We start from the raw sequence: 16,193 nt of genomic DNA on the forward strand, positions 1-16,193 counted from the left end.
GAATGAAAAAAGATGAATAAAGGATATAAACCGAAACACCCTATTCGTTTTGTGACGGCTTCCAGTTTATTTGATGGGCACGATGTCAGTGTCAATATTATGAGGAGAATACTTCAGGCAAAAGGAGCGGAGGTAATTCATCTCGGTCATAATCGTTCTGTTGAGGAAATTGTTAATGCGGCGATTCAGGAGGACGTCCAAGGGATTTCTGTTTCGTCCTATCAGGGTGGGCATATGGAGTTTTTTAAGTATATGTACGATTTGCTGAAGAAAAGAGGAGCCAGCCATATTCGTATTTATGGGGGTGGCGGCGGAGTCATCATACCAAGAGAGATTAAAGAGCTGCATGAATATGGGATTGCCAAGATATTTTCTCCGGATGATGGAAGAGAAATGGGTCTCGAAGGCATGATGGATCTGCAAATGAGTGAATGTGATTATCCATTGCCACCCCTTGAGGATTTAAGTAAAGCAACTCTCTCAGTATCAAACCCATTAGCTGTAGCACGAGCAATTACCATGGCGGAAAACGGACTACTGAATGGTCAGGAAGCAGCCACTTTGTCAGATGAGCTGCAAAAGAAACAGGAAGCACAGGTTAATAAAATTCCGGTAATCGGTATAACCGGTACAGGTGGAGCCGGTAAAAGTTCACTGACAGATGAATTAATACGCCGATTTATTAATGAAATCCCTGAGCAAAATATAGCGATCCTTTCGATTGACCCAACGAAGCAAAAAACAGGCGGAGCGTTGCTTGGAGACAGAATACGAATGAATGCCATTTTTCATCCGCGTGTGTATATGAGGAGCTTGGCTACACGGAAATCACACTCTGAACTATCAGATTCGATAAAAGAAGCGATAGCTGTCGTAAAAGCAGCCGGATATGATGCCGTATTGATTGAAACAAGCGGGATTGGTCAGGGGGATGCGGCAATAACGGAAGTATGTGATATCTCCATGTATGTTATGACGAGTGAATTTGGAGCCCCTTCACAGCTTGAAAAAATTGATATGATTGATTTTGCTGATCTAATTGTTATTAATAAATTTGAAAGAAAAGGATCAGAGGATGCATTGCGCCAAGTCCAAAAACAATATCAGCGCAGCCGCAATTTATTTGATAAAGATCCGGCTGACATGCCGGTGTACGGGACGATTGCGAGCCAGTTTAATGATGTGGGTACAAACGCACTTTTTGCTGCGTTGCTTGAAGTCATTGAGAAGAAAACAGGTCAGGAATACAAAAGCCGTTTTAATACATCTATGCGTTCGGAAAAGCAAAATGTCATCATCCCTCCTGACCGTCAATATTACTTACGGGAAATTGCTGAAACAGTAAAGCAATATCATATGGCCTCACTTAAACAACAACAGATTGCCAGACGATTATTTCAAATAGAAGGTGCCATACAGGCATTGGAGGAAGAGGGTTATTCAGGCGGAACAGAGCCTCTGCTCGAGCTCCAAAAGGGATACAGGCAAAATTTAACCAATGAGTCAAAAGCCATTCTTGATGGCTGGAATAATCAGAAGGACTTATATTCACAAACAGAACTGATTACGAAAGTACGAAATAAGGAAATAAAGACAGAATTGAAGACTAGTACATTAAGTGGTCTGACCATACCAAAAGTAGCTTTACCTAAGTTTCAGGATTATGGAGAAATCCTCCGCTGGGTGCAGAAAGAGAATGTTCCAGGAAAATTTCCGTTCACAGCAGGTGTCTTTCCGTTTAAAAGACAAGAAGAGGATCCGAAGCGGCAATTTGCCGGAGAAGGATCACCGGAGAGAACGAACCGCCGTTTTCATTATTTATCAAAGGATGATACGGCCAAACGGCTGAGCACAGCCTTTGATTCCGTCACCCTATATGGAGAGGATCCGCATATACGCCCTGATATTTATGGGAAGGTCGGGGAAAGCGGTGTGAGTGTCTGTACCCTTGAGGATATGAAAAAACTCTATAATGGGTTTGATTTATGTTCACCAAGTACTTCCGTTTCCATGACAATCAATGGCCCTGCTCCCATCATTCTTGCAATGTTTATGAATACCGCCATTGATCAACAAATAAAGAAAAAACAAGCAGAGCTTGAAAGAACTCTTACTTCTGAGGAGAAGGAAACTGTAAAAAAAGAGACGTTGGAGATTGTCAGAGGAACCGTTCAGGCAGATATTCTAAAGGAAGATCAGGGACAGAATACATGTATCTTTTCTACTGAGTTTGCATTAAAACTGATGGGCGATATCCAGGAGTACTTTGTAAAAAATCGGGTGAGAAATTATTATTCTGTCTCCATATCCGGTTATCACATCGCGGAGGCAGGAGCAAATCCGATTTCACAATTAGCGTTTACACTGTCGAATGGCTTTACGTATGTAGAATATTATTTAAGCCGTGGTATGGATATTGATTCGTTTGCACCGAATCTCTCGTTCTTTTTCTCAAATGGACTGGACCCAGAATATACGGTTCTCGGACGTGTGGCAAGGCGAATATGGGCCATCGTGATGAGAGATAAATATGGCGCGAATGAACGAAGCCAAAAGCTGAAATATCATATCCAAACCTCGGGACGTTCCCTGCATGCTCAGGAAATTGATTTTAATGATATCCGTACGACTCTGCAGGCTTTGCTCGCTTTACAGGATAATTGTAATTCCCTGCATACCAATGCCTATGACGAAGCAATCACGACACCAACGGAGGAATCCGTACGAAGGGCCATGGCCATTCAGATGATTGTTACGAAAGAATTTGGCTGGATGAAAAATGAAAATTCTCTTCAGGGGTCTTTCATCGTTGAGGAATTAACGGACTTAGTGGAAGAAGCCGTTCTCCGTGAATTTGAACGAATCAACGATAGAGGCGGTGTCCTCGGAGCGATGGAAATGCAGTATCAACGTGGTAAAATTCAGGATGAATCTCTTGTTTATGAAATGAAAAAGCACTCGGGTGAGCTTCCGATTATTGGGGTGAACACCTATTTAAACCCTAATCCGCCAAGTGAAGATGAAGTGAACAATATGGAATTGGCCCGTGCCACAAAGGCAGAGAAGGATTTACAAATTTCTAATCTAGAGAAATTTAAGGAGATTCATGGAATGGCTGCAGAAAAAGCTCTAACTCAACTCAAAGAGGCTGCCATTAATGGAGAGAACATATTTGAACAGCTGATGGAAACGGTTAAAACAGCCAGTCTTGGCCAAATTACACATGCATTATATGAAGTTGGAGGACAATATCGCAGAAATATGTAAGTTTCTGTGCTACTTAGAGTACAGGCGAATTTATGTCTGTACTCTAATTCATGAGATGACATTTAAAGGGACTTGAGAGTTTGCTCATTATTTGTATATGGATTGAACATTAACAGGTGGTTGTATGGTAGGATAAAAAAGTAGAAGCTTTTTATTATAAGATACATAAAAGCAGGTTATAATGGAGAAACGAGAGGATACTGGAAACGGGTTGAATGAAGATACCGATCAGTGTTCCTTTATGTCCTTGTGATGGCTTTTTATTTATAGTCTTATAAAGCCGTGAGAGGAAAAAGGATAGAACGGATAAAATAAAGTGGCAAAAAGATGAATCGTTTGGTTATAATGGGATATGCATAATTGGGCATTCATGTTGATTTGATAGAAAGGAAGTGCGTACAATGAAACTAGCCAACCTGTCTAAGGAAGAAGTAAGTGAAATGGCTTACATTGAAATTGCGAACGTGTTACTTATAGAAAAGAAAGAAGCAATAGATTTTAAGGTAATGATGGATAAAATCCAAAAATTACTAGGTTTGACAGATGAAGAAGTTAGTGCAAAAATGGGCCAATTCTATACAGATCTAAATGTAGACGGACGTTTTATAAGTATTGGAGACAATCGCTGGGGACTAAAAGGATGGTATCCTGTTGAACAAGTTGAAGAAGAAACAGTTCCAGCTTCTAAAGTGAAGAAGAAGAAAAAAGGTAAAAAAGCACTCGTTGATGACTTTGATGATGAGGATGAAGTACTTGATTTTGATGATCTAGATGACTTCGATGACGACGATGATGAGGATGATTCACTGATTGATGATTTCGATGATATCGATGACCTCGATGATGATGAGGATGATGATGACGAGGATCTAATCGAGGACGAAGTTATCGTTGAAGATGATTACGATCTTGACGATGAAGAAGAAGAGGAAGAAGAACTTGTGATTGACGAAGAAGATGAGGACGACAATCGCTAATTCTTTAACCTTGACTTAAAGTGTCAACCTTTGTAGAATATTCATTGGGCTCCTTTAAAATAAAGGAAACACTATTAAGCGATTTTTAAGCTCCCTTGCTTGCAAGGGAGCTTTTTTATTTTTTTAGGGGATAGGCCCGATGAAAAAACAAAAACTAATCACTATTAATAGATTTGTGCTTACCAAATGAAATCAAGACGATCTTTTAGGAGGTTTTTATAGATGACAAAGTATATTTTTGTTACAGGCGGAGTTGTATCTTCTTTAGGAAAAGGGATTACAGCTGCTTCACTTGGCCGCTTATTAAAAAACAGAGGCTTGAAAGTGACAATCCAAAAATTTGATCCATACATCAATGTGGACCCAGGAACGATGAGTCCTTATCAACATGGTGAAGTTTTCGTAACAGATGATGGTGCAGAAACAGATTTAGACTTAGGCCATTATGAGCGTTTTATTGATATCAATTTATCAAAGCTTTCCAATGTAACTACAGGTAAAGTTTACTCTCATGTATTGAAAAAAGAGCGTCGCGGAGACTATTTAGGCGGAACAGTGCAAGTAATCCCACATATTACGAATGAAATTAAAGAGCGGATTATGAAAGCTGGCCATGATACAAACGCAGATGTCGTTATTACTGAAATCGGCGGAACTGTAGGGGATATTGAATCCTTGCCATTCCTGGAAGCGATTCGTCAAATTAAGAGTGATATTGGAAGCGATAACGTTCTATACATTCACTGTACATTGATTCCTTACCTGAAAGCTGCCGGTGAAATGAAAACGAAGCCTACACAGCACAGTGTTAAAGAATTGCGCAGCTTAGGTATTCAGCCAAATATTATCGTCGTACGTACAGAATTACCAATCTCTCAGGATATGAAAGACAAACTTGCTCTGTTCTGTGACATTGATAAAAACTCTGTCATTGAGTGCCGTGATGCAGAAACTTTATATTCCATTCCATTGGATCTTCAGGCACAAGGAATGGATGAAATTGTTTGTAACCATTTAAAACTACAAACAAATGATGCAGATATGACAGAATGGAAGGAGTTGCTACATAAAGTAACGAACCTGACCAAAGAAGTGAAAATCGGTCTTGTTGGAAAATATGTAGAGCTTCAAGATGCTTATATTTCTGTAGTAGAGGCATTAAAACATGCCGGTTATGCATTTGATGCAGATGTGAAGATTAAATGGATCAATGCAGAGCATGTAAATAGAGAAAATGTAAATGAAATGCTTGATGATGTGGATGGTATTTTAGTGCCGGGTGGATTTGGAGACCGTGGTGTTGAAGGAAAAATCCTGGCAACGGAATATGCCCGTACAAACAAAAAGCCGTTCTTTGGAATTTGTCTTGGTATGCAGCTTGCATCTGTTGAATTTGCACGTAACGTCCTTGGATTAAAAGACGCTCATTCTTCTGAACTTAATCCAGAAACGACAAACCCAATCATTGACTTGCTTCCTGAACAAATTGATATCGAGGACCTTGGCGGGACTCTTCGACTTGGACTATATCCATGTAAAATTGTTCCTGGAACGAAAACATATGAAGCTTATCAAGATGAGGTGGTATATGAGCGCCACCGCCATCGTTATGAGTTCAACAACCATTATCGCGAAGATATGGAGAAACAAGGCTTTATCTTCTCAGGTACAAGCCCGGATGGACGTCTGGTAGAAATTATTGAATTAAAGGATCATCCTTGGTTCATTGCTTCTCAATTCCATCCAGAATTTAAATCAAGACCACAGCGTCCGCAGCCATTGTTCCGTGAATTCATTCATGCATCACTAGGCGAAAAATAATAAATAAAAAGGTGTACAGAAGTCAGTTGTTACTGATAGTTCTGTACACCTTTTTATTTTTGAGTGTATGTTTCACTTAAAAGAGATATTTAGTGCTCATTTGGGCGATTAGTCGCACAATTTGTCTAATAAGGGCAGTAAATTGGAAACGCTCAATTATCTTGGGATTCGCTCATTAAATTGAAAAAACGCTCAATAATTCTGAGATCCGCTCAAATATCGCAATGCCATTAAAAATATCATCAAAATAATTCCTGAATCCTACTAGAAATAGAGTATCCAACTTAAATTTAATAGTCATAACAGTAAAGTCGGATATGAGCGCATCGGAAAACACTATATCCAGCACTTATCAGCACAGAAAAAAACCTTTTCAGCAAAAGGCTGAAAAGGCTATTCAATAAGTTGAAATTATAAAATTCTATATAACCTCAATCTATCCAAACTTACAACTTTATATCGTAAACAAAATCATTATCAGAAAACTTTTATCCAACAAAAACAGACAAGAAACTTGCTGGTATGCGCTTACGTAATGTAAAGTTATTTTTTGGCCAAGCAGGATAATTATTCTTCTTCATATTCCTTAATGATTTCATCGATTGACAGAGTGATTCCCTGATAAACGAAGAGGGCGGCTGCAAGGGTGGGAATCCCACTTCTTGTTCCATCTTCATTTGGAATAAGGCCTCGTGTTGCTTTTAAATCAATATGGATATCTGCCAGATTGGCAAGATTCGGGGTATTGATATCATCTGCAGCAGGAGCCAGGGAAACGGCAACGAAAGGGATACGCTGTCCGTTTAAGGATTCAGCCAAAGCAACTGCTTCCGGTTCGGTTGCAGTTCGTGCAAAGATGATGGCGCGGTCTCGTTGCTCAATTTGAGCCATATATTGGCCGTTATACAATCGTTTCACGCCTTTGATTGGTTCAGGTCCATCGATTGCCTGGCTGATAATCCCATCCATTTCTTTAAAACCGTGAAGATAAACAATACCATGGCCGACTAAAGCCTGAGCTAATAATCTCGCTGCGTCCTCCATATTTTCCTGTTCATCTTGTTCAATTTTTTTATAAATACCAGTTAATTGAGTTAAATATATTTTCAGCATTTGGGTCAACTCCTGATTTTAATAGTAATAGATGCTTACATTTCTACTGTTTTACAACATTAAAATGATAAGTTCCTGTCAAAGTATAAATGCTTGAACGTAAATTGTCGAAAGACAATTTCGTTTGAATAAAGGGATTATTTACCTATTGGTAGAACTTATAGATTTAAGTGTCTTATTTATACAGGCTAACGGAAAGAAGGAGCTGTGTAAAATGAATGAAAAAATTTTAATTGTTGATGATCAATTTGGTATCCGTATATTGCTGAATGAAGTACTGCAGCAGGAAGGATATCAAACATTCCTGGCGGCAAATGGAGAGCAGGCATTGGCGCTTCAGAAAAGTGAATCACCAGATTTAGTGTTGCTGGATATGAAAATTCCCGGTATGGACGGAATTGAGATTTTAAAAAGAATGAAAGAAGAAGATCGGGGCATTCGTGTATTAATTATGACAGCGTATGGAGAATTAGATATGATTCAGGAAGCGATGGACCTTGGAGCCTTGACGCATTTTGCAAAACCATTTGATATTGATGATATAAGGAAAGCGGTAAAGGATCATTTGCCGGTTGCTAATATTGACAGTTAAATGTACATTTTGCACACTTGTTGATAGTTTGAAGACAAGTTGATATGCTAGAGGTGAGTTCCCTCTGAAAGCTTTTTGCAGAAGGGGGAATACATATCGATCCATTAGGGAAAATGATAAGGGAAGCCGTTTGGCTCGTAGCTTATTATTAACAAGGAGGAAGAAAAATGCCTTTAGTATCAATGACTGAAATGCTGAACAAAGCAAAAGAAGAAGGATATGCAGTTGGACAATTTAATATCAATAACCTAGAGTATACCCAAGCTATTCTTCAAGCTGCTGAGGAAGAAAAATCTCCAGTAATCCTAGGGGTTTCTGAAGGGGCAGCTCGTTACATGGGCGGTTTTAAAGTGTGTGTAGCTATGACAAAAGCCTTAATGGAAGAATACAAGACAACAGTTCCAGTTGCTATTCACTTGGACCACGGTTCCAGCTTTGAAAAATGTAAAGAAGCTGTTGATGCAGGATTCACTTCCGTTATGATTGATGCTTCTCATCACCCATACGAAGAGAATATTGAAATTACTTCTAAAGTAGTTGAATATGCTCATGCAAATGGTGTCTCTGTTGAAGCAGAACTTGGAACAGTTGGCGGACAAGAAGATGACGTAGTAGCTGATGGCGTTATCTATGCTGACGTTGAAGAGTGTAAAGATCTTGTAAAACGCACAAATATCGACTGTCTTGCTCCAGCGTTAGGCTCCGTTCACGGACCTTACAAAGGTGAACCAAACTTAGGTTTCAAAGAGATGGAAGAAATCGGGAAAGAAACTGGTATGCCTTTAGTACTTCACGGTGGATCCGGTATTCCTTTACACGATATCCAAAAAGCGATTTCTCTTGGAACAGCTAAAATTAATGTAAATACTGAAAACCAAATTACTTCTACTAAAGCAGTACGTGAAGTATTAGCTGCAGACAAAGAAGTATACGATCCACGTAAATACCTTGGACCAGCTCGTGAAGCAATTAAAGAAACGGTTATCGGTAAAATTCGTGAATTCGGTTCTAATAACAAAGCATAAAAGATATTTTTACGGGAGGATGCCAATCATCATGGGATCCTCTTTTTTACTATACATATTTTTGGCAAAATCATACGTTCTTAAAGGTGAAATTATTTGCTCAAAATGGAGAACAATGACACAATATAAAAAGACATAAAATTCATTCTAGGAGGAATTTAAATGAAGTTTTTTATAGATACAGCAAACATAAATGAAATTAAAGAGGCTCATGCACTTGGGATTTTAGCAGGTGTAACAACAAATCCATCATTAGTTGCGAAGGAAAAAGATGTATCTTTCCATGATCGTCTTCGTGAAATAACAGCGTTGGTACCTGGTTCTGTAAGTGCTGAGGTTATTGCGCTGGATGCGGAAGGTATGATTCGCGAGGGTAAAGAATTAGCTGAGATTGCTCCGAACATCACAGTAAAAGTACCAATGACTCCAGACGGATTAAAAGCAGTTCATGCATTGACTGAAGCAGGAATCAAAACAAACGTAACGTTAATTTTCAATGCTAACCAGGCTTTACTAGCTGCCAGAGCAGGTGCAACTTATGTTTCTCCATTTATCGGAAGATTAGATGATATTGGACAAAATGGACTTGATTTAATAGCTGAAATCGCAGAAATCTTTGCAATCCATGATATCGATTCAGAGATTATTGCAGCAAGTATCCGTCATCCACAGCATGTGACACAAGCAGCACTTCGCGGCGCACATATTGCAACAGTTCCTTATAACGTAATTCTTCAAATTTGTAAGCATCCGTTAACCGACAAAGGAATTGAAGCATTCCTTAAGGATTGGGAAACAAGAACTGAAAAATAATCTTGGTAAAATATGTATGAATGATCCAAGCTTGTGAAATAATTTGACAGACTAGCTTTAATTCAGGTGATTTTTGTGGTAATATTTACCTTATTCTCGCCGGACGGATAAAATTACATCAAGGGCGCAGAAGGGAGTTATTATGGAAAAGCTTAAAATAGCGGGTGGGTATCCGCTAAAAGGGGAAGTTCGCATAAGTGGTGCAAAAAATAGTGCAGTTGCTTTAATTCCAGCAACTATTCTTGCTGACTCATCTGTAACAATTGAGGGGCTTCCAAATATCTCTGACGTAGAAATGCTTAAAGGATTACTTGAAGAAATCGGCGGTCAGGTAACACTTGACTCAACTGAAATGACTGTTGATCCGAGTAAGATGATATCAATGCCTCTTCCAAACGGAAGGGTCAAACAATTACGTGCCTCCTATTATTTAATGGGAGCGATGCTCGGTAAATTTAAGAAAGCAGTTATTGGCTTGCCGGGGGGATGCTATTTGGGACCTCGCCCAATTGATCAGCATATCAAAGGATTTGAAGCTCTCGGTGCTCAGGTAACAAATGAGCAGGGGGCAATCTATTTGCGTGCTGAAGAATTACGTGGAGCCCGAATCTACCTGGATGTTGTCAGCGTAGGAGCAACGATTAATATCATGCTCGCAGCTGTATTAGCTAAAGGCAAGACCATTATCGAAAACGCTGCGAAAGAGCCGGAAATTATCGATGTTGCAACATTGTTAACGAATATGGGAGCCCGTATCAAAGGTGCAGGTACGGATGTCATTCGTATCGAGGGTGTCGAAAAACTTCATGGTTGCAGACATACCATTATTCCTGACCGTATCGAGGCAGGAACCTATATGATTGTTGCCGCAGCTGTTGGAGAAGGTATATTGATTGATAATGTAATACCGCAGCATCTTGAACCCCTGATCGCAAAGCTGAGAGAAATGGGAATTGATATTGAAGAGCGGGACGACCAGATTTATATACCAAAGGCTGAAAAATTAAAAGCAGTAGATATTAAAACCCTTGTATATCCTGGTTTTCCTACGGATTTACAGCAGCCCTTAACAGCACTATTGACGAAGGCTACTGGATCTTCTGTTGTTACGGATACCATATATGGATCTCGATTTAAACATATAGATGAATTAAGCAGGATGAACGCCGATATTAAGGTAGAAGGCCGTTCTGCAATTATTAATGGACCTGTTCAGCTTAATGGAGCAAAAGTGAAGGCAAGTGATTTGCGCGCCGGAGCTGCTTTAATTATTGCTGGTCTATTAGCAGAGGGAGTTACCGAGATAACCGGAGTCGAGCATATCGATCGGGGATACAGCTTTATAGTGGACAAGCTTTCAGGACTGGGAGCGACCATATGGAGAGAACAATTATCGCCGAGAGAGATTGAGCAGCTTAAGAATTCTTAATGTAACAATCTATACAAGAAACCCAATTTAATTTGCTTATGAAACTGTAATTTAGATAAATATAGTAGTTCCTCCAGGTGAAAATCTGGAGGATTTTATTATAAAAATTATGAAATTGTGATATATTGAGAATGTTACAATAGTTTTTAAAATCTCTATGTGATGTTAATAGTTGAAGTCTGAATCAAAAGCGAGTAAAATGGATTTGTTTTTGAGAAAAAAATAGAATAGAATATAAATGCTAATGAAAGCAACAAATGGTTTACGTGGATCTAAACCGCAACTCATCCTTTTACCTTCCTAAATATTTTCTTCTTGATAACCCTATCCATGTAGTAATAAACAAATCACTAAAATCAATCTAATTAATTTACTGAAGTGTGGTGTCATAATGGAATTAACAATTTCCGATTTAGAGAATTTAAAGCTAAAAGAGCTTTATGAACAAGCTAAAAAGTATAAAGTGTCCTATTATAGTAAGCTGACAAAGAAAGAATTGATCTTTGCCATCTTAAAAGCTCAGGCGGAGCGAGATGGGTACCTATTCATGGAAGGTGTTCTGGAAATCATTCCATCTGAAGGATTTGGATTCCTAAGGCCGATCAATTACTCACCAAGTTCAGAGGATATCTATATTTCGGCATCTCAGATTCGTCGATTTGATCTAAGAAACGGTGATAAAGTATCCGGTAAGGTACGTCCACCAAAAGAAAATGAACGATATTATGGATTATTGCATGTTGAAGCAGTGAATGGGGATAATCCTGAATCAGCTAAGGAGAGAGTGCATTTCCCTGCATTAACCCCACTATATCCTGATCGTCAGGTTGTACTTGAAACAACTCCTCGCAATGTATCTACGCGTGTAATGGATATCGTAGCACCTGTTGGTTTTGGGCAACGTGGATTGATTGTTGCACCTCCAAAGGCGGGTAAAACGATGCTTCTTAAAGAAATCGCCAATGCCATTACAACGAATCACCCGGATGCAGAATTAATCGTCCTGTTAATTGACGAGCGTCCTGAGGAAGTAACGGATATCGAGCGGTCTGTACAGGCAGATGTAGTCAGCTCAACATTTGATGAGGTTCCTGAAAACCATATCAAAGTAGCAGAGCTTGTATTGGAGCGTGCTATGCGTCTGGTTGAGCATAAACGGGATGTTATTATTTTAATGGATAGTATAACAAGATTGGCACGTGCTTATAATCTAGTAATCCCTCCAAGCGGCAGAACATTATCAGGTGGGATTGACCCGGCGGCATTTCACCGTCCGAAGCGTTTCTTTGGAGCTGCCCGTAATATTGAAGAGGGCGGCAGCTTAACCATTTTAGCAACAGCCCTGGTGGATACAGGTTCAAGAATGGATGACGTTATTTACGAAGAATTTAAAGGAACAGGTAATATGGAGCTTCACCTGGATCGCTCACTTGCAGAAAGAAGAATATTCCCTGCTATTGATATTCGCCGATCTGGGACAAGGAAAGAGGAGCTTATTATTCCAAAAGACCATTTGGAAAAATTATGGGCTATTCGCAAAACAATGTCAGATATGCCTGATTTTGCTGAGCGCTTGTTACGAAAACTTAAGCAAACTAAAACCAATCAGGAATTCTTTCAATACCTCGATGACGAGATGAAAAAGTCAACAGGTGGATCGAAAAGAATCTTGTAATAGTAGCAGTAGCTGTTGATTTAAAATAGCACGTCTGTTATAATATCTTGAGTGTGCTTCTACTTGAAAAAGCACGCTTGATAACTCTGTTTCGAAAGACTCAGGGCGGAAGGAGTGGAAAAGATGAAAACAGGAATTCACCCTAATTACAAAACAGCAACTGTTAAATGTGCTTGTGGTAATGAATTTGTAACTGGCTCTGTTAAAGAAGAGGTGCGCGTAGAGGTTTGTAACGAATGCCACCCATTCTACACTGGACGTCAAAAGTTTGCTTCTGCTGATGGACGTGTTGAACGTTTCAACAAGAAGTATGGTTTCAAATCCCAACAAGAACAATAATTTTGATTTTCGGAAACAGGCAGCGGGTAAGCCGCTTGCCTGTTTTTTTGCTTTAAGATAGACACAGGCTAATGTACTGAGAAAAACATGTTGGTCTGTGTTTGTATGTTTTTAGAGGAATTATATCAATTTTTTAACAACAAAGGTCTCTATTAACAAATGATAAAAAATCTTTTCTTGAGCAGTTTATGATGTATAATTATCTATTGGTATAGTAAATGCAGGAATGTTACAAGTAAAATCCTAATGAACCTAGTAAAGACAGGAAGGGAGACCCCAACACATGTACGAAACGAAACAATTTGGCTGGATAGAATTAATTTGTGGCAGCATGTTTTCCGGAAAATCTGAAGAACTGATTCGCAGGGTAAGGAGAGCGGTCTTTGCTAAGCAATCTATTGCTGTTTTCAAACCGGCTATTGATAATCGATACAGTGAGGAAGCGGTGGTTTCCCACAATGGAACTTCTGTTATTGCCAAAGGCATTACGCATTCATCCCATATCTTCGATCATATAGATTTAGATACAGATTTAATTGCCATTGATGAAGTGCAGTTTTTTGACGAAGAAATTGTACAGGTTGCTCAGCATTTGGCAGACAGCGGCTATCGAGTAATCCTGGCTGGCCTAGATCAGGATTTTAGAGGAGAGCCATTCGGGCCGATGCCGGAGTTAATGTGCCTGGCAGAACAGGTAACAAAACTACAGGCGGTTTGTTCCGTATGCGGATCCCCTGCAAGCCGGACGCAGCGTTTGATTGACAAGAAGCCTGCAGGCTATGAGGACCCTGTTATTTTAGTGGGTGCATCGGAATCCTATGAGCCAAGATGCCGTCATCATCATGAAGTACCAGGCAAACAAGAAACGGTACATACACCGATTAACGGTGGTATCGAACACATAAAAACAAACAGGCTTTAAAAGGAATGAACACCTCCGGAGGAATAAGTGGAATTTGGGGGTGTTTTTGTATGTCAGAAATAAAAGGGTATGGCAGAAAAGGATGTATGTTCATCTTTGCCGTCTCTTTTTTTCGTTTCCGTCTGATTGTGGTACAATAAACAAATCAAATACTGAGGTAAAAACCTCTTTTAAAAACCTGTTAATGAGGTGAAGAAATTGATCGATCGTTTACAAGCGGTAGAAGACCGATATGACAAATTAAATGAGCTTTTGAGTGACCCGGAAATCGTAAATGACACTAAGAAGCTTCGCGAATATTCCAAGGAACAATCTGATATTCAGGAGACTGTCTTTGCGTATCGAGAATATAAAGATGTACGTTCCCAATTTGTTGATGCGAAAGCAATGCTTGAAGAGAAGCTGGATGCTGATATGCGCGAAATGGTGAAGGAAGAAGTAGATGAACTTTCCGGACAAATGAAAGAGCTGGAAGAGAAGCTTAAAGTCTTGCTGATTCCGAAAGATCCTAATGATGATAAAAACGTTATTATGGAAATTCGCGGAGCAGCCGGCGGTGATGAAGCTGCTCTATTCGCAGGAAGTCTTTATAGAATGTACAGCCGTTATGCTGAGGCGCAAGGATGGAAGATTGATGTAATGGATTCAAATCCAACGGGGCTTGGCGGTTATAAAGAAATCATCTTTATGATTAATGGAAATGGCGCATACTCCAAGATGAAATTCGAAAACGGTGCCCATCGTGTACAACGTGTCCCTGAAACAGAATCAGGCGGTCGTATTCACACTTCAACAGCGACTGTGGCGTGCTTACCGGAGGCAGAAGAGGTTGAGGTTGAAGTTCATGACAAAGATATCCGTGTAGATACGTTTGCATCTAGCGGACCGGGCGGACAAAGTGTTAACACTACCATGTCAGCCGTACGTCTTACTCACGTTCCTACAGGGATTGTTGTATCCTGCCAGGATGAAAAATCCCAGATTAAAAACAAAGAGAAAGCAATGAAAGTATTGCGTGCTCGTATTTATGATAAATTCCAGCAGGAAGCACAGGCTGAGTATGACAGTGCCCGTAAATCTGCAGTCGGAACAGGGGATCGCTCAGAACGTATCCGTACGTATAATTATCCGCAAAACCGTGTAACAGATCACCGCATTGGATTAACCATTCAAAAGCTGGATCAAATCATGGAAGGCAAGCTGGATGAAGTGATTGATGCATTGATTGTTGAGGACCAGGCTAGCCGTCTTCAAAATGCGGAGGATTAAGAATGATGAAAGTGTATGAAGCTCTTCGATGGGCTTCTTCTTTTTTAAGGGAGAATGGCCGTGATGAAAATGCCGGAGAATGGCTATTGATGAGTCAGCTCGGTCAATCCCGTGCCCAAATGCTTGCGAATATGCATGATGAGTTAACGGAAGAGGAAGAAGCGATCTTTATAAGGGATGTAAAAAAGCATGGAATCGAAGCAGTACCTGTGCAGCATATTATTGGCAGCGAGGAGTTTTATGGCAGGACATTTCTGGTGAATGGAGATGTATTGATTCCGCGTCCTGAAACGGAAGAGCTGATATTTCATGCCTTAGCTAAACTAAAAAAACTTTTCAGTCCTGAAGAGAAGCTGGAGATGGCTGATATTGGCACAGGCAGCGGGATTATTGCGATTACAATGGCATTGGAATGCCCTGGTATGAAAGTGACGGCTGTAGATTTGTCAGAGAAAGCATTGAAACAGGCAGCTAAAAATGCTGAACGCCTTCAGGCAGACGTGGCGTTCCTGCAGGGGGATTTGCTCAAACCATTAATAGATGCTGGGAAAAGGGTGAATGTTCTTCTTTCTAATCCTCCTTATATTCCTGAATCAGATCATGCTATCCTTTCAGATGTGGTAAGAAACCATGAACCTCATCTCGCCTTGTTTGCTGGAAATGATGGGTTGGACTGTTACCGCCAAATCACATCAGATCTGCCAAGTGTACTTACAGACAAGGCTTTGGTTGGATTTGAAGTAGGCGCCGGTCAGGGAGAGCAAGTAGCAGAACTAATGCGAGCTGTATACCCAGAAGCCCATGTAGAAGTTATTTTCGACATCAACGGAAAAGATCGAATGGTCTTTGGCGAAATAAAAAGCTGAAACGGCTCGATCAGAAGCGAGGAGCATAAGACAGGGGCTCGGAGGGAGGTGCTCTTCCCTCCCGCAGAGGTCATGCTTATGTCCT

At 40.0% G+C, this 16,193-nt stretch carries 13 protein-coding genes; 12 read left to right on the forward strand and 1 reads right to left on the reverse strand.

Translation table 11 applies throughout. The annotated features are described in order from the left end of the window. Positions 1 to 12 precede the first annotated feature (12 nt). From icmF to pyrG, 3 genes are all read left to right on the forward strand, one after another. On the forward strand, positions 13 to 3,267 hold the full coding sequence (icmF, locus tag AC4D4B_RS07515) for a fused isobutyryl-CoA mutase/GTPase IcmF (protein ID WP_490999565.1): 3,255 nt from the start codon (positions 13 to 15) through the stop codon (positions 3,265 to 3,267). A gap of 401 nt (positions 3,268 to 3,668) precedes the next feature. After that, the gene (gene rpoE / locus AC4D4B_RS07520) at positions 3,669 to 4,244 is read left to right on the forward strand and encodes a DNA-directed RNA polymerase subunit delta (RefSeq protein ID WP_490999566.1); all 576 of its coding nucleotides are present in this window, start codon (positions 3,669 to 3,671) and stop codon (positions 4,242 to 4,244) included. A 222-nt stretch (positions 4,245 to 4,466) separates the two neighbouring features. Further along, positions 4,467 to 6,065 (forward strand): CTP synthase, encoded by a 1,599-nt coding sequence (pyrG, locus tag AC4D4B_RS07525; protein WP_490995066.1) that lies wholly within the window; start codon positions 4,467 to 4,469, stop codon positions 6,063 to 6,065. A 567-nt stretch (positions 6,066 to 6,632) separates the two neighbouring features. Here the strand turns inward: pyrG and AC4D4B_RS07530 are convergent. Next, positions 6,633 to 7,178, reverse strand: a complete 546-nt coding sequence (locus AC4D4B_RS07530; RefSeq protein WP_490995065.1) for a DUF2529 family protein — start codon at positions 7,176 to 7,178, stop codon at positions 6,633 to 6,635. Between the two features lie 214 nt (positions 7,179 to 7,392). Here AC4D4B_RS07530 and AC4D4B_RS07535 point away from each other — a divergent pair, with 214 nt between their 5' ends. The 9 genes from AC4D4B_RS07535 to prmC all read left to right on the forward strand — a co-directional run bounded on the left by AC4D4B_RS07535 (position 7,393) and on the right by prmC (position 16,108). After that, positions 7,393 to 7,770 carry a response regulator gene (locus AC4D4B_RS07535; protein ID WP_490995064.1) on the forward strand — a complete coding sequence of 126 codons (378 nt, stop codon included), beginning with the start codon at positions 7,393 to 7,395 and terminating at the stop codon, positions 7,768 to 7,770. Between the two features lie 167 nt (positions 7,771 to 7,937). After that, positions 7,938 to 8,795, forward strand: a complete 858-nt coding sequence (locus AC4D4B_RS07540) for a class II fructose-bisphosphate aldolase (RefSeq protein ID WP_490995063.1) — start codon at positions 7,938 to 7,940, stop codon at positions 8,793 to 8,795. Between the two features lie 162 nt (positions 8,796 to 8,957). After that, on the forward strand, positions 8,958 to 9,608 hold the full coding sequence (fsa, locus tag AC4D4B_RS07545; RefSeq protein WP_490995062.1) for a fructose-6-phosphate aldolase: 651 nt from the start codon (positions 8,958 to 8,960) through the stop codon (positions 9,606 to 9,608). A 142-nt stretch (positions 9,609 to 9,750) separates the two neighbouring features. Next, the gene (gene murA, locus AC4D4B_RS07550) at positions 9,751 to 11,037 is read left to right on the forward strand and encodes a UDP-N-acetylglucosamine 1-carboxyvinyltransferase (RefSeq protein WP_490995061.1); all 1,287 of its coding nucleotides are present in this window, start codon (positions 9,751 to 9,753) and stop codon (positions 11,035 to 11,037) included. A 391-nt stretch (positions 11,038 to 11,428) separates the two neighbouring features. Further along, positions 11,429 to 12,712, forward strand: coding sequence for a transcription termination factor Rho (rho, locus tag AC4D4B_RS07555; protein ID WP_066109343.1), 1,284 nt, complete (start codon positions 11,429 to 11,431; stop codon positions 12,710 to 12,712). A 123-nt stretch (positions 12,713 to 12,835) separates the two neighbouring features. Then, positions 12,836 to 13,051 carry a 50S ribosomal protein L31 gene (gene rpmE, locus AC4D4B_RS07560; RefSeq protein WP_490995059.1) on the forward strand — a complete coding sequence of 72 codons (216 nt, stop codon included), beginning with the start codon at positions 12,836 to 12,838 and terminating at the stop codon, positions 13,049 to 13,051. 283 nt (positions 13,052 to 13,334) lie between these two features. Continuing rightward, on the forward strand, positions 13,335 to 13,973 hold the full coding sequence (locus AC4D4B_RS07565) for a thymidine kinase (RefSeq protein ID WP_490995058.1): 639 nt from the start codon (positions 13,335 to 13,337) through the stop codon (positions 13,971 to 13,973). 198 nt (positions 13,974 to 14,171) lie between these two features. Continuing rightward, a complete protein-coding gene (prfA, locus tag AC4D4B_RS07570) occupies positions 14,172 to 15,242 on the forward strand; it encodes a peptide chain release factor 1 (protein ID WP_490999567.1) in 1,071 nt (356 codons plus the stop codon). Positions 15,243 to 15,244: 2 nt separating this feature from the next. Beyond that, the gene (gene prmC, locus AC4D4B_RS07575; protein ID WP_490999568.1) at positions 15,245 to 16,108 is read left to right on the forward strand and encodes a peptide chain release factor N(5)-glutamine methyltransferase; all 864 of its coding nucleotides are present in this window, start codon (positions 15,245 to 15,247) and stop codon (positions 16,106 to 16,108) included. The last annotated feature ends 85 nt before the right edge of the window (positions 16,109 to 16,193 follow it).

The organism is Pradoshia sp. Z6_59, from assembly GCF_058267515.1.

What these genes read in the sequence shown, in the direction of transcription:
- rpmE (WP_490995059.1), top strand. Translation starts at nt 12,836, where the DNA reads ATGAAAACAGGAATTCACCCTAATTACAAAACAGCAACTGTTAAATGT.
- fsa (WP_490995062.1), top strand. Translation starts at nt 8,958, where the DNA reads ATGAAGTTTTTTATAGATACAGCAAACATAAATGAAATTAAAGAGGCT.
- icmF (WP_490999565.1), top strand. Translation starts at nt 13, where the DNA reads ATGAATAAAGGATATAAACCGAAACACCCTATTCGTTTTGTGACGGCT.
- rho (WP_066109343.1), top strand. Translation starts at nt 11,429, where the DNA reads ATGGAATTAACAATTTCCGATTTAGAGAATTTAAAGCTAAAAGAGCTT.
- pyrG (WP_490995066.1), top strand. Translation starts at nt 4,467, where the DNA reads ATGACAAAGTATATTTTTGTTACAGGCGGAGTTGTATCTTCTTTAGGA.
- AC4D4B_RS07565 (WP_490995058.1), top strand. Translation starts at nt 13,335, where the DNA reads ATGTACGAAACGAAACAATTTGGCTGGATAGAATTAATTTGTGGCAGC.
- rpoE (WP_490999566.1), top strand. Translation starts at nt 3,669, where the DNA reads ATGAAACTAGCCAACCTGTCTAAGGAAGAAGTAAGTGAAATGGCTTAC.
- AC4D4B_RS07530 (WP_490995065.1), bottom strand. Translation starts at nt 7,178, where the DNA reads ATGCTGAAAATATATTTAACTCAATTAACTGGTATTTATAAAAAAATT.
- prmC (WP_490999568.1), top strand. Translation starts at nt 15,245, where the DNA reads ATGATGAAAGTGTATGAAGCTCTTCGATGGGCTTCTTCTTTTTTAAGG.
- AC4D4B_RS07540 (WP_490995063.1), top strand. Translation starts at nt 7,938, where the DNA reads ATGCCTTTAGTATCAATGACTGAAATGCTGAACAAAGCAAAAGAAGAA.
- AC4D4B_RS07535 (WP_490995064.1), top strand. Translation starts at nt 7,393, where the DNA reads ATGAATGAAAAAATTTTAATTGTTGATGATCAATTTGGTATCCGTATA.
- murA (WP_490995061.1), top strand. Translation starts at nt 9,751, where the DNA reads ATGGAAAAGCTTAAAATAGCGGGTGGGTATCCGCTAAAAGGGGAAGTT.